The organism is Staphylococcus nepalensis (genome assembly GCF_002442935.1).
GTDB classification, from domain to species: domain Bacteria; phylum Bacillota; class Bacilli; order Staphylococcales; family Staphylococcaceae; genus Staphylococcus; species Staphylococcus nepalensis.
Window position 1 is genome coordinate 455,724 of the sequence record NZ_CP017466.1, and the last position, 23,214, is coordinate 478,937.

The 23,214-nt window shown below is 32.9% G+C and carries 19 protein-coding genes; 9 read left to right on the forward strand and 10 right to left on the reverse strand.

What is annotated here, in order from left to right:
* Window positions 1-4: 4 nt before the first annotated feature.
* On the forward strand, window positions 5-769 hold the full coding sequence (gene argB, locus BJG89_RS01925) for an acetylglutamate kinase (protein WP_096808282.1): 765 nt from the start codon (window positions 5-7) through the stop codon (window positions 767-769).
* 102 nt (window positions 770-871) lie between these two features.
* Here argB and BJG89_RS01930 read toward each other — a convergent pair whose 3' ends face one another.
* On the reverse strand, window positions 872-2,104 hold the full coding sequence (locus BJG89_RS01930; RefSeq protein ID WP_096808283.1) for an ArgE/DapE family deacylase: 1,233 nt from the start codon (window positions 2,102-2,104) through the stop codon (window positions 872-874).
* A 512-nt stretch (window positions 2,105-2,616) separates the two neighbouring features.
* Here BJG89_RS01930 and ssuE point away from each other — a divergent pair.
* A complete protein-coding gene (ssuE, locus tag BJG89_RS01935; protein WP_096808284.1) occupies window positions 2,617-3,156 on the forward strand; it encodes an NADPH-dependent FMN reductase in 540 nt (179 codons plus the stop codon).
* Window positions 3,157-3,340: 184 nt separating this feature from the next.
* Here ssuE and BJG89_RS01940 read toward each other — a convergent pair whose 3' ends face one another.
* Both BJG89_RS01940 and BJG89_RS01945 read right to left on the reverse strand, forming a co-directional pair.
* The gene (locus tag BJG89_RS01940) at window positions 3,341-4,000 is read right to left on the reverse strand and encodes a hypothetical protein (protein ID WP_096808285.1); all 660 of its coding nucleotides are present in this window, start codon (window positions 3,998-4,000) and stop codon (window positions 3,341-3,343) included.
* 118 nt (window positions 4,001-4,118) lie between these two features.
* Entirely contained in the window at window positions 4,119-4,874 is a 756-nt protein-coding gene (locus tag BJG89_RS01945) for an IclR family transcriptional regulator (protein WP_174221764.1), read from the reverse strand.
* 177 nt (window positions 4,875-5,051) lie between these two features.
* Here BJG89_RS01945 and BJG89_RS01950 point away from each other — a divergent pair, with 177 nt between their 5' ends.
* On the forward strand, window positions 5,052-6,413 hold the full coding sequence (locus BJG89_RS01950; RefSeq protein WP_096808287.1) for a gluconate:H+ symporter: 1,362 nt from the start codon (window positions 5,052-5,054) through the stop codon (window positions 6,411-6,413).
* A 22-nt stretch (window positions 6,414-6,435) separates the two neighbouring features.
* Entirely contained in the window at window positions 6,436-7,455 is a 1,020-nt protein-coding gene (locus BJG89_RS01955; protein ID WP_096808288.1) for a zinc-binding dehydrogenase, read from the forward strand.
* Between the two features lie 297 nt (window positions 7,456-7,752).
* Here the strand turns inward: BJG89_RS01955 and BJG89_RS01960 are convergent, their stop codons facing one another.
* Window positions 7,753-9,342, reverse strand: coding sequence for an L-lactate permease (locus BJG89_RS01960; RefSeq protein WP_096808289.1), 1,590 nt, complete (start codon window positions 9,340-9,342; stop codon window positions 7,753-7,755).
* Window positions 9,343-9,701: 359 nt separating this feature from the next.
* Between BJG89_RS01960 and BJG89_RS01965 the strand changes: the two genes are divergently transcribed.
* From BJG89_RS01965 to BJG89_RS01980, 4 genes are all read left to right on the forward strand, one after another.
* Window positions 9,702-10,958, forward strand: a complete 1,257-nt coding sequence (locus BJG89_RS01965; protein ID WP_096808290.1) for an MFS transporter — start codon at window positions 9,702-9,704, stop codon at window positions 10,956-10,958.
* A 595-nt stretch (window positions 10,959-11,553) separates the two neighbouring features.
* Complete coding sequence (gene argF / locus BJG89_RS01970; protein WP_170006894.1) at window positions 11,554-12,585, forward strand: ornithine carbamoyltransferase; 1,032 nt, start codon at window positions 11,554-11,556, stop codon at window positions 12,583-12,585.
* 227 nt (window positions 12,586-12,812) lie between these two features.
* A complete protein-coding gene (locus BJG89_RS01975) occupies window positions 12,813-14,351 on the forward strand; it encodes a PTS transporter subunit EIIC (RefSeq protein ID WP_096808292.1) in 1,539 nt (512 codons plus the stop codon).
* 370 nt (window positions 14,352-14,721) lie between these two features.
* Window positions 14,722-14,856 carry a beta-class phenol-soluble modulin gene (locus BJG89_RS01980; RefSeq protein ID WP_096808293.1) on the forward strand — a complete coding sequence of 45 codons (135 nt, stop codon included), beginning with the start codon at window positions 14,722-14,724 and terminating at the stop codon, window positions 14,854-14,856.
* A 51-nt stretch (window positions 14,857-14,907) separates the two neighbouring features.
* Here BJG89_RS01980 and BJG89_RS01985 read toward each other — a convergent pair whose 3' ends face one another.
* The 6 genes from BJG89_RS01985 to BJG89_RS02010 all read right to left on the reverse strand — a co-directional run bounded on the left by BJG89_RS01985 (window position 14,908) and on the right by BJG89_RS02010 (window position 21,765).
* Complete coding sequence (locus BJG89_RS01985; RefSeq protein WP_096808294.1) at window positions 14,908-16,122, reverse strand: NupC/NupG family nucleoside CNT transporter; 1,215 nt, start codon at window positions 16,120-16,122, stop codon at window positions 14,908-14,910.
* Window positions 16,123-16,131: 9 nt separating this feature from the next.
* The gene (locus BJG89_RS01990) at window positions 16,132-17,043 is read right to left on the reverse strand and encodes a pseudouridine-5'-phosphate glycosidase (protein WP_096808295.1); all 912 of its coding nucleotides are present in this window, start codon (window positions 17,041-17,043) and stop codon (window positions 16,132-16,134) included.
* Window positions 17,027-18,136: a carbohydrate kinase gene (locus BJG89_RS01995; protein ID WP_096808296.1), complete on the reverse strand. Its 1,110-nt coding sequence runs from the start codon at window positions 18,134-18,136 to the stop codon at window positions 17,027-17,029. Before BJG89_RS01995 ends, BJG89_RS01990 begins: the two co-directional genes overlap by 17 nt.
* Window positions 18,137-18,571: 435 nt before the next feature.
* Window positions 18,572-19,393 (reverse strand): hypothetical protein, encoded by an 822-nt coding sequence (locus tag BJG89_RS02000; RefSeq protein WP_096808297.1) that lies wholly within the window; start codon window positions 19,391-19,393, stop codon window positions 18,572-18,574.
* Between the two features lie 228 nt (window positions 19,394-19,621).
* A complete protein-coding gene (locus tag BJG89_RS02005) occupies window positions 19,622-20,935 on the reverse strand; it encodes a TcaA second domain-containing protein (protein WP_096808298.1) in 1,314 nt (437 codons plus the stop codon).
* A 14-nt stretch (window positions 20,936-20,949) separates the two neighbouring features.
* Window positions 20,950-21,765 carry a zinc ribbon domain-containing protein gene (locus tag BJG89_RS02010; RefSeq protein ID WP_096808299.1) on the reverse strand — a complete coding sequence of 272 codons (816 nt, stop codon included), beginning with the start codon at window positions 21,763-21,765 and terminating at the stop codon, window positions 20,950-20,952.
* A gap of 287 nt (window positions 21,766-22,052) precedes the next feature.
* Between BJG89_RS02010 and BJG89_RS02015 the strand changes: the two genes are divergently transcribed.
* Window positions 22,053-22,949 (forward strand): DUF7916 family protein, encoded by an 897-nt coding sequence (locus BJG89_RS02015; protein WP_096808300.1) that lies wholly within the window; start codon window positions 22,053-22,055, stop codon window positions 22,947-22,949.
* Window positions 22,950-23,214: the final 265 nt, after the last annotated feature.

Sequence of the window (23,214 nt, forward strand, 5' to 3'; positions counted from 1 at the left end):
TCAAATGAGTTATATTATTATAAAAATAGGTGGCAGCACTCTAACAAATTTACATGAATCTACAATTGAAGATATTGTTCAATTAAAAAAACAAGGTTATAAGCCATTAATTGTTCATGGTGGTGGGCCTTTCATCAACCAGTCATTAAAATTACAAGGCGTAACATCGGAATTTAAAGATGGTTTAAGAGTGACTACTGATGACGTACTTTCAGTAACAAGTCAAACTTTAATAGGCCAAGTCAACCCGAGTTTAGTTAATAAAATTAATCGATTTGATATTAAAAGCATTGGCATAAATGGTATGGATGCTCAATTATTCGATATTGTGCCATTAGATCCCCAATATGGTTTTGTTGGTGAACCTGCTAATATAGATGTTTCTGTTATAGAGTCATTAACTGATTCTTTTGTTCCAGTCATTGCTTCTATAGGCGTGCTTAAACAAACAGGCCAAATATATAATATTAATGCTGATACACTTGCATATAAACTTGCGCAAGCGTTAAATGCACCTATTTATTTATTGAGCGATATTCCAGGCGTTTTAATTAATGAAAAAGTCCAAGCTTCTCTAAACGCGGAAAGCATTGAAGCATATATTGAACAAAAATTAATATACGGAGGCATGATTCCCAAAGTACAAGATGCGATTCAAGCAATTGAAATGGGATGTCAAAAAGTTGTCATCGCTGCTGGGAGTGAGTCACATATCATTCAAAAGTTACAAAATGGCCATAATGTTGGCACAACAATACAAAATAAATAATTTATATGTAAGACAATATAAAAAGGAAGCGGGACAACAAAACCTATTAAAAATAGATTTCTATCTCGCTTCCTTTTTATAATGTGTATATTTTATTAAAGATTAATGATTATGAGCATAATTTGTTAAAAGCTCAATATAAAAATCAATAAATTTTAAATATTTTTCTTTTTCTACACATTCATCAATTTGGTGTGGTTTAACACCAGGACCAAATACTAAGAATGGGAAAGATTCACCTTTACCTTTGAGCAAGTTTGATGCATCAGTCACGCCACCAATAGGGGAAGCAATGAAATCTTTATCAAAGGCAGTTTTAGCTATAGTTTGTGCCGTATTAATTAAACTATTGTCGCCTGTGGTGAGGACTGGGTCTAAATCTAAGTATAAGTTGCTTGCTAAATGTGCACCCTTATTATTATATTTCTCTATTGTATTTGAAAACAATGCTTTGACTTGTTCATTATCATATTCAGGGATTGTACGAATATTAAAATCTGCATCTGCTTCTTCTGGTACAGAGTTGACTTGAACACCGCCATTGATTAATGTGTTACTAATGACTAAACCTTGGAGCGCCGATTCAACTTCTTCAAGCGCCATTGTGGCAGGTAATGAAGGTTTTATTCTTTCTATGAATTGTGTGAAATTTAACGCTTTACCTTGGACTTCCTTTGAGATTCTAGCGTAAGCATCATCAATATCTTGAATAAATTCAATTAATGGTTTAATCGCGTTTGTCCCTAAAATAGGCATAGAGCTGTGGGCTGATTTACCATATGAAGTGATGCGATAATCCATAGAACCTTTGTGGGCGTATACCATCATATCTTGGCAAGGTTCAGCAATGATTAACGCCTCAACATCATCCATATAACCTTTTTCATATAAACTTTGAGAGCCAAGTTGTTCCATTTCTTCACCAGTTGTCGCTAAAAACTTAATGCGACCCTGCTTAAGTGACCCAGATTGTTTCATATCAATTAGTGCAATGGCTAACGCAGCGAGTCCAGATTTCATATCAGCTGCGCCTCTGCCATATAAAAAGCCATTATCTTCAGTAAGTGTGAATGGATCGTATGTCCATTGAGAACGGTTACCTTCAGAAACCACGTCCATGTGACCGGATATACCAATTACTGGGTTACCTTCGCCTATTTCAGCAATAAGGTTAGCACGTCGCTCATCTACTTTATCTATAGTCGATTCAATACCATACTCTGAAAATAATTTTTGAAGATAGTTACAAACCTCGATTTCATTATCATTTACCGTATTCATTGCTACAATATCTGATAAAATTTGTACTTTTTCTTTTTCTGAAAATGTACACATTACATATCACTCCTTTGCATTACTAAATAAAGTATACATCTATAAAAAATGTTTTTTAAAGTAAAACGGTTTTTTAAAAAAGAATATAATAAATTTATTTGTATTGAAAAGAGAATAAAATATAGTCGCATTGCTTGTATACAGCGTTTTTGCAATAGTAATGAATGGATTGTGTAGATTAGAATAGCGGTGCGATTATTTCCATGGGAATAACATCGTAATAGTTATCATGGTGATTTATAATGTGAATAGTTTAACTACAATAGGCAAAATAGATTATAAATTGAAAATTAGAGTCATTTACTATGATTAAAACCATTTTTGATGATACGCTATAAGAAGCGGAATTATGTTTCGACGATTTGGTTTTTCATATATTGACTGAAGCATGAAACATGCTTGGAATAGTGATATGGATAAAGCTTTTGAATTTAAATGTTATTTTATAATGATTATAAATTGAGCTGTCAGCTATTTATATGAAAAATGTATTTAGAAAGGGGAATATCATATTGGCAAAAGTAGCAATTATTGCTGGAGGCAATAAAGTAAAATCACGACTTACAGGTGTCATAGATTACGCAGAAAAGTATTTGGATGATGAAGGTATTGATACAGATATTATTCATGTCCATCAGTTAGACGCAGAAGCGTTAATTACTGCAGATTTTTCCGATGAATCAATTAATCAGACACATAAAATAATTGAAGATGCTGATGGCATCATTATTGTATCACCAGTATTTAAAGCAGCTTATTCTGGCATAGTCAAAACATATTTAGATTTATTACCACGTGGCGCGTTTACTGGTAAAACAGTGTTGCCATTAGCTTTAGGCGGTACGTTTGCGCATGTATTAGCAATTCAATACAGTCTTGATCCGGTTATTAAAGAACTAGGTGCGGATACGATTCATAAAGGCAGATTTATATTAGATAAGCATATCACGCAAAATGATGATGGTAGTTATAATTATGACCAAGAAGCAAGAGATGGTTTAAATAAAACTTTAAAGAAATTTGTCAGTGACAAGTCGCAAGTTAAAGAATAGATTGCTTAAGAAGTTGAGAAATGAAACAGTAGCTATATGATTGACATTGGGCTTGTATTACGTAGACAGACCCAGTTAATGTGTACTGTTATATCAGCTTTTTTAAACATATAATCATTAAAAAGTGGGAGAAAAATATCAATTTAAGATTTTTGATATCTTTCTCCCACTTGTTTTGGCTGTTTTATAAAGTAATTAAATGCCATTGATCTTGTTGATCCATTGATAATTCAAACTCTGACGTTTGTATCGTAATTGGATAGGATTCAGACATTTTTTCGGAAAATAACCATTTATTATTTTCTGGAGTAAGTAAAATAAAGCTATCATCACGGGTGTCTCCAATGAAATTCAAATCTTCTGCTATAAATGGCTGATTTTCATATGTATTTAAATAATACTTTGATAATGCTTCGAACACTTCATTTGCTTCATTACAAACGAATCCAATCTCACTAATCCTTGAGAATTCAGGCTCATCTGTAATATTAGAGATTCTTGCTATCAGTTCAACAACATTGCCCGATGGATCGTGAAAATAAAACGAATGTGCAATGAAAGACTCAAAATAAGTGGCATGTGCACCATCTTCCATCAACAAGAATAAAATATTTTGGTAATGTTGTTTCATATCATAAAAATGGTTGTAAGGAATATCAATTGCAAAGTGGTAGAAGGGTTGGACGTCTTCGTCAGATTGTTGGAAATACAAATGTGTCTCCCCAATTTCAACCACAAAAGTCTCCTCATTAATCATACGAACGGGACATTCTAAAGTTTCTTCATAAAATTGGAATGTCTCTGCTAATTCTGAAGTGAATAATTTAATGCTTTCAATTTTCATAAACGAATCCCACCCAATCCTCATGTTTACATATCAATATAAGAAATAATTTACTTGTACTTTATCAAAATAATAATCAATATGATAATAATAAGAAGTTTATTTGAAATAATGCCCTTTAAGTTACAATAAATCCTAAATGCTTTGAAATGGATTGAGCAGTGGCTTTTAATTGTGATATAAGAAAATCTTTTTTATAAATTTGAGCAGTAGGAAAAGATAAACTGATAGCACCTTGAACTTCATTTCTAAAGTTTACAAAATATGTACCAATACAAAAAATCCCTGTTTCATTTTCTTCTTTATCTTCCGCGTAACCTTGTTGGCGAATCATTTTTATTTCGCTCATTAAATCCTCTACATTAGTAATCGTATTTTCGGTATGTGCTTTAATTTGTGTTGCATCCCACACCTTGTGAATCGCTTCGTCACTATAAGTAGATAAAATGGCTTTTCCAACAGCTGTACAATACATAGGCGAACGCAACCCTATCTTAGAAGACATTGTTTGTTGTGCCCCATCAGGTATAAATTTCTCAATATATAAAACTTCATTTTTATCTTCTAATACTAAATGGCACGTTTCTTTAACGTCTATAGCAAGCTTACTTATTAAACTTTTAGCAATATTTAAGTGATCAATATTTTGTATGCTAGCATATCCTAATTGGAATAATTTAAAGGTCAGTTCATATTGATGTGTTAAGTTATCTTTTTTTACATAATTGTTCTCAATTAAAGCTTGCACTAAACGGTGTATCGTTGTTTTAGATAGGCCGCTTAATGATACGAGTTGGTTTAATGATACTGGGCTATATTTTGAAATCAATTCTAATAGATTTAAAGCACGATCAAGTGATTGCACATTTGACATAATTTACCTCCTTAAAATAACAACGTTTTCAATATTGAATTGACAACGTTTTCATAATCCCTTTATAATGTTAGTTGATTCCTTTATATGATATACCATTTCATAATGTGGAATAAACATCAAATAATTTATGCCATCATAATATATTAATCATAAATAAACGAGGGGAGTGTTTCGGTGTTTGGGGAATTTTGGCCACTTATAGGCGTTGTTTTAGGTGTTATTGTACTTTTGATTTTAATTATTAAATTTAAGATAAATGCATTTATTGCATTAATTGTTACATCTATTTTCACCGGTGTTATTTTAGGTATGCCATTAGACAAAATTATAGAAACCGTTGAAAAAGGGATGGGAAACACTTTAGGTAGTGTTGCTATTATATTTGGTCTAGGTGCTATTTTGGGAAAACTTATTGCAGATGGCGGGGGCGCGAATCGTATTGCTGACACGCTTATTGATAAGTTTGGTGAAAAATACATCAAATGGGCTATGATTTTAGCTTCATTTATTATAGGTATTGCGCTGTTCTTTGAAGTAGGACTTGTATTATTAATTCCATTGGCGTTTACGATAGCTAAGCGATTGGGTGTTTCTCATATGAAAATTGGTATTCCAATGGCGATTGCTTTATCTGTCACGCACGGTTTTTTACCGCCACATCCAGGTCCAGTTGTTATTGCTAAAGAATTGAATGCTAATTTAGGTGAAGTATTATTATATGGTATTATCATTGCTATCCCTACAGTTGTCATTGTAGGAGGTTTATTGATACATATGTTACCTAAATTATCGCCAAGTGCTTTTAAAAAAGAAGTAGATATGTCCAATATTATTTCTGAAATTCCAATAAATGAAAAAGATAAACCAGGCTTTGGTATTAGTGTGTTTACAGCTTTATTACCGGTCATTTTGATGTTGTTTGCAACTATTGTTCAAATGATAACAGGACATCAAGATGGTGCTACAAATCAATTTGAAAGTGTTGTTTATTTTATAGGTAACGCTCCTGTAGCAATGTTAATTTCATTATTATTTGCTATTTATTCAATGGGAGTACGTAGAAGAAGAACGATGAATCAAGTGATGGATAGTGCGTCTTCTGCAATTATCCCGATAGGTATGATGATACTGATTTTAGGCGCAGGCGGCTCATTTAAAGAAGTTTTAATAGATGGCGGTGTAGGTAAGACAATTGAACATATGTTTGTCGGTTCTAGTATGTCTCCCATATTATTAGCGTGGATTGTTTCTTCATTGTTACGTATTGCACAAGGATCAGCTACAGTTGCAGCAATATCTACGACGGGTATTGTATTACCATTACTACAAGCAACAGATGCGAATTTAGCATTGGTCACACTTGCAATCGGGGCAGGTAGTATCATTTTTTCACATGTTAATGACACAGGATTTTGGATTTTCAAAGAATATTTCGGTTTAACTGTGAAAGAGACATTTTTAACTTGGTCTGTATTAGAAACGGCCATTTCAGTTTGTGGATTAGTATTTGTATTACTTTTAAATATAATGTTATAAAGTTGAAAGGAGTAAGGTGAGTATGAAAGCGGTATTTATTAATGGAAAAGAAGATATCGAATTGAGAGATGTTGAGACTTTAAATAGTCATGAAGATGATACTAAAGTATTGATTGAAGTGAAGTACGTGGGTATTTGTGGATCTGATTTACATTATTTAGCAGAAGGTGCTAGTGGGCCAGCAGTGATACGTGAACCATTAACACCTGGTCATGAGCTCAGTGGCATATTACTTGAAGATATGGAATATCAAGGTGAAACTTTACCAAAAGGCACTAAGGTTACAGTGCACCCAGCTACTTATGGTGAAAAAATTGAAAGATTACCAAATAACCCTGAAGTTTGGCCAAATGGTGCTTATTTAGGATCTGCCAGATATTTACCTCACCAACAAGGTGCAATGGTTGAAAAAATGTTGGTCGATAAATCTCAAATATTAGCTTTGCCTGATAAGGTATCGTTAAAGCTAGGAGCGTTGGCTGAACCACTTAGTGTAGGTATGCACGCTATTAATTTAGCAGGCGGAGTAAAAGATAAATCTGTACTGGTTTCTGGCGCAGGGCCGATTGGTTTACTTGCTGCAGGTGCTGCTTATACATTAGGTGCTAAAAGTGTTATGATTACGGATATGTTAGAAGAACCATTATCACGTGCAAAAGATATGGGAGATATCAAAACACTAAATATTAAGGAAAATGATGTACCTGAAGACCAATATGATGTCATATTAGAATGTTCGGGTGCAACGCCAGCTATATCAACAGCATTTAAAGCCATAAATATTGGTGGCGTTATTATACAAGTTGGTAATTTACAAGATAAAGCAGCACCGATTAACTTAAGCCCTATTAATATTAAACAAGCTACATATCGTGGCTGTTATAGATTTAATAGTGAAATAGAAGACGCATTAAAAGTATTAGAAAAAAATGAAAAAATTGGAAATGTGGTGACTCAAACCTATCATATTGAAGCATATAAAGAAGCGTTTGAAGTAGCAGCCAATTCACGATTATCTTCTAAAGTGATGATTGCTTTTTAATGTAAAAAGCAACACCACATTAAAAACAAAAATAGACTAAATTTAAATCTATATTTGTGAAATTGCCTATAAAAATGTTGGATTTATAGTAGAAATCTATGGCAATTATATGTAAACATAATATTGCTTGCGACAAGCTTACATGAATAGCTAACGTCTTGAGACTACAAACTCAAAATATGTTCGTATCAATGAAGCAAAACAACACGAAGCATTTATATGAAACAGCCCCCAAAAAGAAATCTTTTGGGGGCTGAATTTTGGAATTTATATTCTAGACGTTGCGCTGTCTTTATATTACGTGAAGAGTAGAGCAATCAAATAAGCGCTTATACCGGCTAATATACAGTAAATTAACGCAGGACCTAATGTTTTTCTAATAACGCTGCCTTCCTTGCCTGGCATATTTACAACGGCACAAACAGCGACTACGTTATGCACACAAATCATATTTCCAGCAGCAGCGCCAATAATCTGTGCTGCTAAGACAATAAATGGGTCAGCGCCAATGGAATTTGCTATATTCATCTGGATAGGTGAAAAAGTCAACGTTGAAACAGTTGCACTACCAGTAATGAATGAACCTAGTGCACCTAAGAATGGAGCTACAAATAACCAAATTGGCCCTAAAGTGGCAGCCATATTTTGGGCAATATATTCTGGCATACTATTCAAATCATTGATATTAATACCAGAATTGATAAAAACATGTACCATCGCAAGCGTAGCGACGAGCGTGATACCTGTGATTTTAATGGTAGATAATGATTCTTTACTTGCATTGGCCATATTTTTAAAGGATTTTCTTTGAACTAAAATTGCAAAAAGTGCAGATAAAATTAGAATCGTACCTGGTGAATAAAGGAACTGCCATTCAGATGATATTTCTGAGAAATTTAAAATATTATTCCAAGAAAAATCAAGAAAATGCGTTGTGACATATTCAATACTTGGTATGGTTCTTGTTAATAGGAGTAAAATAACAACCATTACATATGGCGCCCAAGCTGTTAACAAACTCATAGAGTGTTCATTCACATCAGCTTCGTAAGTTTCATCCGCAGCGTCTCTCCAAATTGTTTTAGGCAATAGCCAACCTTTACTTGCTGTTAATACCGCTACAACAAGTCCTGTTAACGAGCCTAATATAGCTACAAACTCTGCACCAAAGATATGTGCATATATAAATGCAGAAACAGCGTATACAATACCAATTAATGCTAACCATGGTAGCATTTCAATGATAGATTTTAATTTTTTATTTTTACCAAAGAAAATAACCATTGTAGCAATAACGATAATAGGTATAAAGATACCACTTAGTAAGTCTAGTATCGTGATTTGTTCAGCAGTAGAATGGAAAAAAGCTTGATTTGCTTCTTTTAAAGTACTTAATCCTACAATAACTGGCGTCCCTACAGCTCCGAAAGAAACAGCAATACTATCAGCGATTAAAGCAGTAGCGACAGCAACTATAGGTCTAAAACCTAAAGCGACCAGTAATGGTGCTGTTACCATAGCAGGTGTTCCAAATCCTGATGCACCTTCAATAAGTGAACCAAATAAGAAGGCAACGATGATAACTTGTACACGCATATCTGGAGAGATTTTTTTAAAACCTGCATTTATGCGATTGACTGCACCTGTTTGACGCAATGTATTGAGCAAAACAAGCGCGCCAAATAAAATATAAAGAATAGTTAAGGTTTTGTGTGTACCTTGAAGTATAGAAGCTATTACAACATTACCTTGCATCCCCCATACAAATATCCCTAAAACAGTAACTACGACAGCACTAATAATCATTCCTTTTAAAGCAGACATGCGTAAAAGTACTAGAAATATAAAAGGTACAATTACTGCACTGAAAGCGACTAATAACATCATTTTATATAAAACTCCCTTATTCATATAATCAATAATCATCTAGTCATATGATGACTAAATAATATACATTGTAACCGTTTTCAATAGAATTTTCAATTGTTTATAAAAAATATATTATTTATATTTCAATTTAGATAGCATAGATATTGGTATCTTTGTATTTAATCTATGACATAAAACGATATTTTCGTAATTCGAAAATCATTTATTCATAAACGAAAACAAACGAAAATAAATTTGCATTAATAGAAAAAATGTAATAATATAATGATAATATTTGAAAGCGTTTCCAAGTATTTTAATTTTAGATAATCCAATATATATAAATGATTGGATGTTTTATATAAGGGGTGTGTGAAATGAGTGATAAACTGACTAAAATAGGTATGCCACCAACTTTGTTATGGGGGTATATTGGTGTATTGATTTTTATGATGGGCGATGGGTTAGAATTAGCTTGGATTAGTCCATATTTACATGAAAATGGATTATCTGTACAACAGACAGCGATTTTGACTACATGTTATGGTGTGACAATAGCGATTGGTTCTTGGTTATCAGGTGTGTTGGTTGAAATTATCGGCCCGAGAAAAGTAATGTTGTTAGGTACGGGATTATATATTATTGGACATGTGATATTTGTTGGATTTGCCATTCCGACAATGGATTACAACATCATGATCCCATCTTACGCTATAAGAGGTTTTGGCTACCCACTATTTGCTTATTCCTTTTTAGTGTGGGTGGCTTACCGCTCTCCACAAAAAAGATTAGGTGCAGCTGTAGGTTGGTTCTGGTTTGTATTTACAGGGGGATTAAGCGTCTTAGGATCATTCTATTCTTCGTTAGCGATTCAATTATTCGGTCATTTCTTTACATTGTGGACTGCGATTGTTTGGGTGCTATTAGGTACGTTTTTAGCTGTGTTTGTCAATAGAGATCAGTTCATAGTTGAAGAAAAAGGGCACGGGTTTAAAGAACATATCAGTGAGATTTTGGCAGGTATCACAATATTAAAAAGAGAACCACGTGTTGCAGTGGCATGCGTTGTCAGAGTAATTAACCAAGCAGCACAATATGCCTTCCCATTATTCTTACCAATTTATTTAGCGTCTAAAGGCATTGCAACAACAACTTGGTTAAATATTTGGGGAACAATTTTTATAGCTAATATCATATTTAACCTCATATTTGGCGCTTTAAGCGATAAAATAGGTTGGAAAAATACAATTTCTTATATCGGTGGTATTGGGTGTGCAGTATTTACATTAGGTCTTTACTTTGTACCTGAATTATTTACAGGCAACGTCTTTATTGTTGGTACAGTAGGCTTTTTATGGGGTGTGTGTTTAGCAGGGTTTGTTCCTATTTCTGCACTTGTTCCGTCACTTGTACATGATGGTGATAAAGGGCCAGCTATGGCAATTTTAAATTTAGGCGCAGGTCTTTGCGTTTTTGCTGGTCCAGGTTTAGTAGCATTATTTTATAGTAGTATTGGTGTTCAAGGCATGATGTACTTGATATTTGGATTATATGTTGCCAGCGCCATTATGACACGTTTCTTAAAAACACCAGAAGAACGTGCACGCACTAAGGCCGATGTTTTGCATAATTAAAAATAAACCAATTAAAGCGATAGGCTTTAGCATTCAAAAAATATGTAATTGAAGTGAGACGGTACTGGATTATTTATTTTTAAATAAGGTATATAAAGCGGGAACACAATATCAATTTGATGAAATTGGATATCGTGTTCCTGTTTTTTGTATTTACTTTAAGATATGATTATGCAAATTTTTGAGACAGAGTGGTTAAAAATGTAGTTATTTTTCTTGAAAACCGCCTGAAACGAATTGAGCAGCAATTTGTTTAAAAGTAGACAATAGTAAATCTAACATAGATGTTCACCTCCATGGATTAACTATTATGTATGCAATATACTATAAAATTTTAAAAATAAGCGCATTAAATCATAACCTAAAAAATAACTGCCTCAGTGTTTATGCTTAAAAATTTTTATCCCTCAAACGTTATAAAATAGGACTTCAGTGTAGAATGGTATGTACCATTTGGGAGGTTATTTATATTTTTAAAAGAAAAAGCTAACTTCATTTTTTAATAATATGCAATAAAAAGTATATTTATTCTTGATTTATAGTTTATTTAGGTTTAATATGTATATTAACCTTATAAAAACATTGGAGTGATGACATTGGGGCGTACACAACAAATTTAAAAAAACTACAATCATTTAAAGGAAAAAGTTTTTTGAAAACATGTGACTTTTCTTTAGATGAGCTCGTAACTTTAATCGATTTTACTGGAGAACTTAAAGAGAAGAAAAAACGAGGTATCCCACATCCATATCTTAAAGGGAAAAATATTGCTTTATTATTTGAAAAGCCATCTACAAGAACACGCGCAGCGTTTAGTGTGGCAGCAAATGATTTAGGTGCTTTCCCAGAACATTTTGGCCAAGGTGATATTCATTTAGGCGTTAAAGAATCTACCGAAGATACTGCAAAAGTATTAGGAAGTATGTATGATGGTATTGAATTTAGAGGACATCATCAAAGTGATGTAGAAAACATAGCACAACATGCAAATGTGCCAGTGTGGAATGGTTTAACGAATGAGTGGCATCCAACGCAAATGGTTGCAGATTTTTATACTTTAAAAGAAAGTTTAGGTACATTACAAGGCAAGACTTTGACTTATGTAGGTGATGCAAGAAACAACGTCGCGCATGATTTGTTAGTTACTGGAGCAATATTAGGTGTAAATATTCATATTGCAGCACCTGAATCATTATTTCCACATCAAGATATACAAAAACTTGCTGAAACTTACGCATTACAATCAGGTAGTCAAATCTTAATTACAGATAATATCCAACAAGCTGTTTATAAAACGGATGCGATATATACTGATGTATGGTTTTCAATGGGAGAAGATGAATCTGTTCAAACGCAACGTATTAATGATTTACTTCCATACCAGATTAATGAAGCCATGCTCGTCAATACTATGAATCCAAATGTTATTGTGATGCATTGTTTGCCAGCATTTCATGATGTACACACAGAAGTAGGACAACAAATTTATAAAACGCATGGATTAACAGAAATGGAAATAACAGATGCAGTTTTTAAAGGTAAACATTCTGTTGTATTTGAACAAGCAGAAAATAGATTACATTCGATTAAAGCTATAATGGCAGGAACTTTGGGCGATATATTTTAAATAATATGAGCGCAAAGTAAGTTTTAAAAGCGACGTATAAGCAGATGCATTACTGTAGAAACAGAGAGATAGAAATTATATTTTAAAAATATAATTTCTATCTCTCTTATTTTTTATGTTTCAAAGAAGCGTTTTCAATATTTTTTGAAAAAGTTTTTCATAATATAAAAACCATTGATTAATATTTTCTTTAACTGTATATTGATGGTAATTAGGAGGTTAATCATATGAGTAAATTGTTCGAGAGGGCACAACAGTTTGGTAAATCATTTATGTTACCTATCGCTATCTTACCAGCAGCTGGATTATTATTAGGCATTGGTGGTGCATTAAGTAATCCTAATACCATTAAAGCTTACCCTATGTTGAATATTGCTTTATTACAAAATATATTCGTACTGATGTCTTCTGCAGGTAATATTGTATTTCAAAACCTACCTGTTATTTTTGCCATTGGTGTTGCAATAGGCTTGGCTAAAAGTGATAAAGGCACTGCAGGATTAGCTGCGATGTTAGGTTTCTTAATTATGAATGCTTCTATGAATGGCTTGTTAACCATTACAGAGACTTTAGCTAAAGGAAATTTAGCTGAAGAAGGCCAAAGTATGGTGCTGGGTATTCAAACGGTAGAAACGGGTGTATTTGGCGGTATTATAACGGGTGTTATGACAGCGCTTTTACATAACAAATATCATAAAATAGCATTACCTTCGTATTTAGGATTCTTTGGAGGATCTCGCTTTGTTCCAATTATTACAGCTATCGCTTCTATTATACTTGGAGTTATTATGTTTTTTATTTGGCCAACGATACAAGGATGGATTTTTGGTGTTGGTGGTATTGTAGATAAAACAGGTGTAATTGGCACTTTCTTCTTTGGTTTTATATTGAGGTTGTTGGGCCCATTTGGCTTACACCATATATTCTATTTACCATTTTGGCAAACTGCATTAGGTGGCTCATTAGAGGTCAAAGGCCATCTCGTACAAGGAACACAAAATATATTCTTTGCTCAGTTAGGCGACCCAGACGTGACTAAATATTATTCAGGCGTTTCGCGTTATATGTCAGGGCGTTTTATTACGATGATGTTCGGTCTCTGTGGCGCAGCATTAGCAATTTATCATACTGCTAAACCGAAACATAAAAAAGTCGTAGGAGGTTTAATGTTATCAGCTGCATTAACGTCATTTTTAACAGGCATTACAGAACCTTTAGAATTTAGCTTTTTATTTGTTGCACCTGTATTATATGTCATTCATGCTTTTTTAGATGGCTTAGCATTTATGATGGCTGACATATTTAACATTACGATTGGTCAAACGTTTAGTGGTGGCTTTATAGACTTTTTATTATTTGGTGTATTACAAGGCAATGCTAAGACAAACTTCTTATGGGTTATCCCTATAGGTATCGTTTGGTTTATGATTTATTATGCTATTTTTAGATTCTTAATTAGTAAATTTAATTTTAAAACCCCTGGTCGTGAAGACGAAGCAGCCATAGAAACAGTTCAAGCTACAGATCGTGCTAAAACAATCATTAAAGGCTTAGGAGGAAAAGAAAATATAGATATTGTTGATTGTTGTGCTACAAGATTAAGAGTGACATTAAAAACGGATGACCCAGTAGATAAACAAATACTTAATTCTACAGAGGCTAAAGGTGTCATACAAAAAGGAAACGGCGTACAAATCGTTTATGGTCCCCATGTCACAACAATTAAAAATGAAGTGGAAGCGTTGTTAGAGAGCAATCAATCATAAAGAATAAAATGATAAATATTTATATTAAGACATAATAACTTTTTTAAGAATATTTGAGTAGGGCGGGGCGTGAAATTTTTTAGGGTTTCTGTCTCGCTCTTATTTTGTGTTAATTTATTAAAGATTGTTTTTAAATGCTTATTCGCTATAAAAAATTACATAATGCATTTGGATAAAAGAAATAATTATTTTTAAAGATTCAATGTTACAAATAGGAAATATTATTCATTTAAAAAGAGTTGCATTGACGATTAGGAATAAAAAAGCGTAAGTTAAGAAACGTCTACAACAATATTATTTTTTTGTATTACAATTTAGTTGAAAGTAAACAACCTTTGAATAAAAGGTGATAGAGAAAGAGGTGTATTAAATGTCTAATTTCGTAAACGCAATCAGTGAAGCGGTAAAAGCAGGTTTAAACGCTGATTGGATAACAATGGGAACTAGCATTGCTGATGCATTAGCTAAAGGCGTTGACTTCATCTTAGGTTTTTTTAACTCGTAAAAAAAGACGAGGGCGGTTGGTGATAAACCAATCTACCCATCGTCTTTTATTTTATAAAACTAAACCAATCATTGATGCAGAGATAATTGAAGCTAGTGTAGAGCCTAGAAGTAGACGTAAGGCAAACGATGCTACTTTATTGCCTTGTTCATTACTAAAGCCTTTAATTGCACCAACAATAATACCTACTGTACCAAAGTTAGCGAAACTAACAAGGTATACAGAAATGATACCTTGTGTACGTTGTGTTAAATCACCAGCTAATTTTTGGAAATCTAACATAGCAACAAACTCGTTCGTGATTAACTTTGTCGCCATCAATGAACCGGCTTGAACTGCTTCGCTCCATGGTATACCAATAATAAATGCAATAGGCGCAAAGATAAAACCGATTAATTGTTTAAAATCTAAGCCTACAAAGTTAAATAATACTGTGATTGCTTCCATCAGAGAGATGAATGCAAGCAGCATAATAGCAACACTTACGGCAATTTTAAAACCATCCGTTGCACTATCACCAATCATCTGGAAGAAGGGTATTTTTTTAGGCTTTGCTTTAGCATTATTGGAAATATTTTCATCAGCGGTTAAGTTAGAGATTTCTACATCGCTGTCGTCTGATTTATAAGGATTGATTACGCTTGCGATAATTAAGGCACTGAAAATATTTAACATAACAGCAGTCACAACATATTTAGGTTCGATCATTTGCATATACGAACCTAACATAGCCATGCTCACAGCACTCATACCAGAAGTTGTAATCGTATATAATTTAGCTTTAGATAATTTAGGAATCATTTCTTTGATTGTTAGGTAAACTTCTGGTTGTCCTAGCATAGAAGTTGAAATAGCAAAGTAACTTTCGAGACGACCCATGCGTGTGATTTTATTAATGATAATACCTACATATTTAATAATAAATGGAAGAATTTTAAAATAATTTAATACTCCGATTAACACGGAAATAAATACTAAAGGTAATAACACTGTAATAAAGAATGTGGAAGCGCCTTTATTTTGTAAACCACCGAATACAAAGTCGATGCCCGCTTTACTAATATTAATTAATTCTTCAAAAAATGAACCTAACCCCGTTAATATGGTTAAACCAATATTCGTGTTCATCATAAATAACACGATAACGATTTGAACGATTAACATCACGAGTGGTTTTTTAAAATCAATTGCTTTTCTATTGTAACTAAATAGAAAAGCGATAAATAATGCAAAAATTATACCTGTAAAGGCAAATAAGATTGACATAAGGATCACCTACATTTGATTGAAAGCAACTGCAATTTTAGCTCCTAGTATCGCATTGTTCTCAACTAGTTTAATATTTGTGTGTAAACTCTTACCATCAGATTTTTCAACGATTTTACCGAGTAAGAATGGCGTAGAGTCTTTGCCGCTAATACCTAGTGCTTCAGCTTCTTTAACTGCTTCTTCAATGATACTATCGATATATGATTTAGATAATTCATCTTCTTTAGGTACTGGGTTAGCGATAACTACGCCACCTTCAATATCTAAATCATTTTTAACTTTACAAATACGTGCAATATCTTCTGGATTTTCAGATGAGCTGTTCAATTTAATACCGCTCTCTCTCGTAAAGAATGCTGGCAACTCATCAGTTTTATAGCCAATTACTGGTACGCCTTGAGTTTCAAGATATTCCATTGTTTTTGGCAAATCTAAAATAGATTTAGCGCCCGCACAAATCACTGTGACATTCGTTTTACCTAATTCTTCTAAATCAGCTGAAATATCCATAGTGCTTTCAACACCTCTATGTACACCTCCGATACCGCCAGTAACAAAGAATTGAATTGCTGCTAAATCAGCACACATCATCGTTGAGGCAACTGTAGTTGCGCCGACACGTTTAGTGGCAAGCACTTCTGTAAAATCGCGGCGTGATACTTTCGCAACATTGTCACTGTTTGCAAGTAACTCTAATTCCTCTTTTTCAAGACCAATTTTAATTTTTCCGTCGATTAATGCAATCGTTGCTGGAATCGCACCGTTCTCGCGTATAATATTTTCGACCTTTGTTGCCATTTCAACATTCTGTGGATAAGGCATACCGTGTGAAATGATGGTTGATTCTAATGCTACAATGGGTTTGTTCTCTGCTTTAGCTTGTTTCACTTCTTTAGAAAAATCAATGTATTGTTTCATTTTTATATTCCTCCAGGTCTCTAAATAATTGTTTTTTATCTAAGTTTTGTCTCACTGTATATTCAGTTTCAATTGTTTTTCGTGAATTAATCATTCCTGCTGTTAGTATGCTTTCAGTATCTAGTTCATTTAGCCAACTGAATATCACAGCACTAGAGAAAGAGTCTCCAGCTCCCGTTACATCAACAACATGGTTAGAAGGTGTAACAGACTTAATAACTTCTTCTGTATGATTTCTAAAAATAAGTTCTTTGATGCCATTAGTAATAATGACATTTGTCACGCCCAAGTCATTCCATTTTTTAGCAGCATTTTTTAAATCATCTGTATTAGTGATTTCCATATTTAAATAAGTTTCTGTTTCATCTCTATTTATAATGAGCCAATCGATAGCATGTAATGAATCAGGCATATTTTTCATTTTTGGAGACGACACAGGTATAATAATCAGTTTAATATTATGCTTTTCTGAATAAGCACATAGAAAATCCATTGCGTTTTTTGAAATATTAAGATCTGCAATAATACATTTTGCTTTAATTAATAAATGGGTTCGCTTAATTAAAAATTCTGGTGAAATATAATCATAGACTTCCATATCTGCTAAACCATATTCCATATTACCTTCATTATTGATTAATGCAGTATATGAACCAGTATTAGCGCTTTCGATTTGTTGCACATGATCTAAATTCATAAATGGACTCGACAATTTATGAATCATATCCCACTCACTATCGTTTCCGCTTACTGACAAAAATGCAACAGTTTCTCCCATACGTCCTAAATTCTCTGCAATGTTTCTTGCAACACCACCTATGGATCTTGTTGAGGTTACAGGATTAGAAGTTTCTAACTGCAAATCAGTATGGACGTAGAATTTTCTATCTAAGTTTGCAGCCCCGATACAAACAATAGGATAGTCTTCGTTTAGAACGTAGGCCTTTCCTAATACATATTCTTTACGTATAAGGCCAGAAATAATATTTGCAACGGCAGGCCTTGATAATCCAATAGATTGTGCTAATTCTTGTTGTGAGATGAATGGGTTTTCTTGAATGCGATCTAAAACTGCTTGTTCATTTTTATTCATATGACGAACCTCCTTTGCTATAAAGTAAAAGTTAAACTTAAGTTTAAAATATAAACTTTTGTTTAATTTTATAAGATAATAGCATGAAAATTCAGTTTTGTATACGCTTACAAAAGATAGTTGCTAATTTTGTAATATTTAAATATAAACATTTAGGGGAGGAAAATCCTTTAAAAATCAGTGTGCTGTATACTAAAAATAAATGCTTGGGGTGATTAATTAGCACTCATTGAAAATTTTTTTCATGTAGTTAATGAAGTATAAAGAGGAAGTTATAGATTTGAACATGTCATGTAAATAAATATACATAATCAAAATAAAACGCATCTCCAATCAAAATGGAGACGCGTTTGTATGCAATAAACATAATGGGTGTTGCATATAAAAAGATTAGCTTGAATTGTATATGTGTTCAATTTAAGTTAGATTGTTCGTTTAGCTTTCGTTATTGTTCGTGCGATCTGTATCTTCTTTGTCATTGAATAAAGAAGAGAACTTTGATTTTATATCGTCTAATTTATGATTTGCTTTGTCTAGCTCTGCTTGCATTTGATTAGTGTTACCATTGTCTTTTTCATTTTTGGCTTGTTTTAAATCGTCTACGGTAGTTTGGTATTTCTCTGCTAAATTATTTGTTTTATTAGAATCTGCTTCTTGTTTTAAACTATCTACTTTATCTTGTAATGCTTGCAACTTAGAATCGGTGTTATTGTTAGAATTAGAAATGTTCTCTTTTAATGATTGAATATCCTTCTTAACTTCATTATTTTGGCGTTGGAAATTGACGTTACTACCTTGAGTATCATTTGATTGGTTTTGATTAGCAGACTGCTGCTCGCTTGTCTGTTTAGTAGACTGTTGTTCATTATTATCACTGTTTATATACGTGGTAACTGCAAAAATGATGACAACGATCAGTAAGACAATGACCCCCAAACCTAACCAAACGTTTTTACGTTTAGCTTTTTTATTTTCATCTAATAAATATAATTCACGTTCACGGTCTTGTTGATTATAATGTGGTTCTTGATTATGGCTTTTTTGTGAATTCGTATCATATAACTGGTTACTTTTAGTTGTACGACGGTAAGGCTGGTATAATATATCTCCAAAAATAGCTTGTTGTTGTTCATCACTTACAGTGTGAATATTTAAATCCGTGTTCACTTTTCCATTTTTGTCTAGGGCAATTATCTTTCCGTCATCTTCAATTTTTAAGATTTTTGGATAATCACTGAAAGAATGGTTGTCATTCATTGTCTCACCTTCAATTTTCTTTAAATATAATATTGCGTACTTTGTGTATACCCCACTAATGTAGTCTAAACATTAATTTTTTTAATATTTCTTTAATAATGGAAGCATGACGTTAAAAATGGCTGACCTCATAAATGATATGAAATCAGCCTAGATACAATTTTAACTATTGAGTTGTCTACTTAACTGGATGTAGCTCATTTCTATCCCTAGCTTGTATAAAAGGATTTAATACCCTGAATCAACTTCTTCTCCATCTTCATCATATTCGGTAACATAGCCATCTTCATCAATGGTATAAGAACCAGCTAATTCACCGTCTTTATCAGTGAATGAGAATCCCCAGCCATCTTCCGTTTTTTCAGGTTCTTTATAAGTATAATTATCTGTATCTAATGCGCTCCCTTCATAAGACTCTACTTTATCTATAACATTTTCACGTGTTACTTTCTCTTCAGAACTAGAATCACTATCGTCATCTTCAGACTCAGAGTTAGTCTCTTTTTCCAAAATTTTATCTTCGTAATCACTGATAGCGTCGTCATCAAAAGATAATGAAACATCTATTTCATCTTCGTCCATTTCATCTTCGTCCTCTTTTGGACTTGAAATGTTTTCTACACTAGATTTGAATTGCTTACCTTCAACTTTTGTTGTAGCGTAAACTTCGACTTTTTCATCTGGTGCATATGGCCCATATGTTTCTGAATCAAATTCATCAAAATTTGGTTGTTCTTTATCATTAATGTAAAGTTTGAGTGTATCTGAATTAGCGTATGTTGAATCAATAGTTACAGTAAAACGTTTTTGTTTGAATTGTAGATCAGCACTATTACTTTCTGACATATCGATATGAACCACGCCTTTGAATTTTTTATCCTCAACGTTTTGTGTTGCTTTTAAATCGTATATACCGATAGGGAAGTCATCAAGTGTTTTTGTTTTATCTTGTTTTAACTTAACTTGTTTTGTTTCACCGTTAAGTTTATAAGAAAGTGTACTGTTTTCATTTGATGTAATAGAGACCGGTTCAGTACTTACGTTAAAAATGTAATTTTTAAATATTCCCCATTTTTTATCATCTTGAGTAATATTAATAAGGGAGGTATCACCTACAGTGACTGTATGATCATTTAGTTTGTGATTTTTTACATTTTTAGCACTATTTTGTAATTCATCTGCAACGCGATCAACGCTATCTGTTTCATCAATATATTTATAAATTGCTTTAGCTTCGTCTTTAGAAATGGGATCTCCATTTGATGTTAAATGATTGGCCAAGCTATCTGTATCTTGGTCTTTTAAATCTTTAGAAATTGCTTCTGCTTGTTTAGTTGGAGATAATTGTGCATCGATGATTTTATAGGCAGTAAATAAAGCAATTATAATAACAATGACGGCTACAATGATGATATATATAGGTAATTTTGATTTTTTTGGTGGTGTTGGGTGTGTTGATCTTTGTTGGACAGGTGTGCCACATTGTGTACAAACGCGTTGGCCTGGTTTGAGTTCTGCGCCACAATTATTACAATATTTCATGGTTGACTCCCTCCTTAGTAACCTGTGTTAAAAAATGAACTTAAGTCATTTAATGTATTTGAAATAGTACCCTCGACTAGGATGCGTAAAATGACGCCTAAGATAACGATATAGATAAGCATAGAATAAATGACTGGCATACGTATGCTCTGATTATGGCTATATTTGGTAATTAAGTATATTGGTGCTATGAAAGTAAATAATATAGAAATAATAATAAGTAGTACTGCAAAACTAGGTACATGGATTGCTGAAAATAGTAAACCTAGTAAAAGTATCACCACTGATAGGGTGTTTATTAATACAAAATCTGAAAGTGCTTTATGTAGGCTTATTTTAATATTTAAAATTTTAATTAGAGCAAATGTGATACCAAAGAGCACTGTAATTGCTATGAGCAAGAAGAATGTAATGTTAAAAACTACACTTGCTTTGCTGCTCATAATATATGCTATTTCAGCTGGGATAATAATGGCTAGTAGTATCATTGACAATATAAAACCAGCTATAATTACACTGAATAATGTTTTATAAGAAAAATAGTGTGGGCTGGCAAGTTCTTTATCTGGATGACTGAAAGCAGTTGAAAAGAAATTTTTTGACTCATTTAAAATAACATTTGTGTGTGTTGAAAATGTTTCGTTTTTATGATTTGACTGAGCTGAAGGTTGTGTCGTTTCTTGTTTTGAAATGGAATGATGCTGTGTTTGTTGGGATGTGGCAGTCGAATTGACCTTTGTATTATTAGATTGTTGTGTTAGTTTTGTCCCACATTCCCCACAAAACAAATCTGATGTTTCGATAGGACTTCCGCAATTTGGACAATGCATATAACTTCCCCCTTGTAATGTATATTGAAATATATTATCACACTAATATTTATGAAACGCTACAGTTTTTGAAAATTAAATAATTTAAAATTTTAAAAACAGATAATGAATATAGAATGCTTTTTATTAAAAAAGAATTAAAATAAGCGGACGATAGCGTATATGGTAAAATAATTAACTATATAGCACGTTTAGTTTAAAGGTAAAAAGAAATATATTTATTAATTGGAATTTCAATTATAAAGCATGTTGGAACTAAAATAGCTTATACAAGGAGTAGATATCATATGGTAAAAAGATTATTGAGCGCCAACGCATCAGAACTCATTGAAATGACAGGCAAAGAATTGAAGCAGAGTATTAAAGCTAGCGCTGGACGTGTCGTTTTATCTGAAAACATCGTTACTGAAACGCCTATGGTGCCAGATATTTCTAATGCTGAATTAGCCCGTGCGTTTGGTGCAGATTTGATTTTATTAAATGGTTTTGATGCATTTAATCCAAAAGTAAAAAACATTGGTGAAGGGGCGCACGTGATAGAGACATTGAGATATTTAGTTGGTAGACCTGTAGGGGTGAACTTAGAACCAGTTGATAAACGTGCAAATATGACCGAGGCACACTTAGATATTGCACTAGGGCGTCAAGCAAGCTCTGAGACAGTTCGAGCGCTCGAACAATTAGGTGTCAATTTTATTTGTATGACAGGCAATCCAGCAACTGGAGTAACCAATGATAAAATTATAGAAGCAATTGAAAGTACAAGCGCACATTTTTCAGGTTTAATTATTGCTGGAAAAATGCATAGCTCTGGCGTAGATGAACCTGTTATTACAAAAACATATGTAGAAAAATTCATTGAAGCAGGGGCAGATATGATACTTGTACCTGCAGTTGGTACAGTCCCAGGTTTTGACGAGACGCAACTTAAAGATATTGTGAAAGTCGTACATCGTAATGGTGGGCTTGTGATGTCAGCTATTGGTACAAGTCAAGAAAGCGCTGATCCCAGTACAATTAGAGATTTTGCGATTAGAAATAAAATATGTGGTGTAGATATCCAACACATTGGTGATGGTAGTTCCTGTGGACTAGCACCGGTGGAGAATATATTTGAATTGAGTAAAGCGTTACGGGGTGAAAGACATACGCTATCAATGATTGCAAGGTCAATTAACCGTTAATAGATATAAAAATATTATAGTGACATCAAGAAATAAATCAGTGAAAATATTTTTTATTAAGAACAGTAATGAAACCAAGATATGACGTTGAGTTTCATTACTGTTTTTTTAATTTTTAAATAGGGTTAAATAACCACAATTGTTAATATATGAATACTTTATTTTAAATATAATATTCTATATCAGATGCTCATGTTCTCACTTTTTGTATTACTAACATAATTTATATACAAATTATTTAATGATTAATTTATAATTTTAAAAA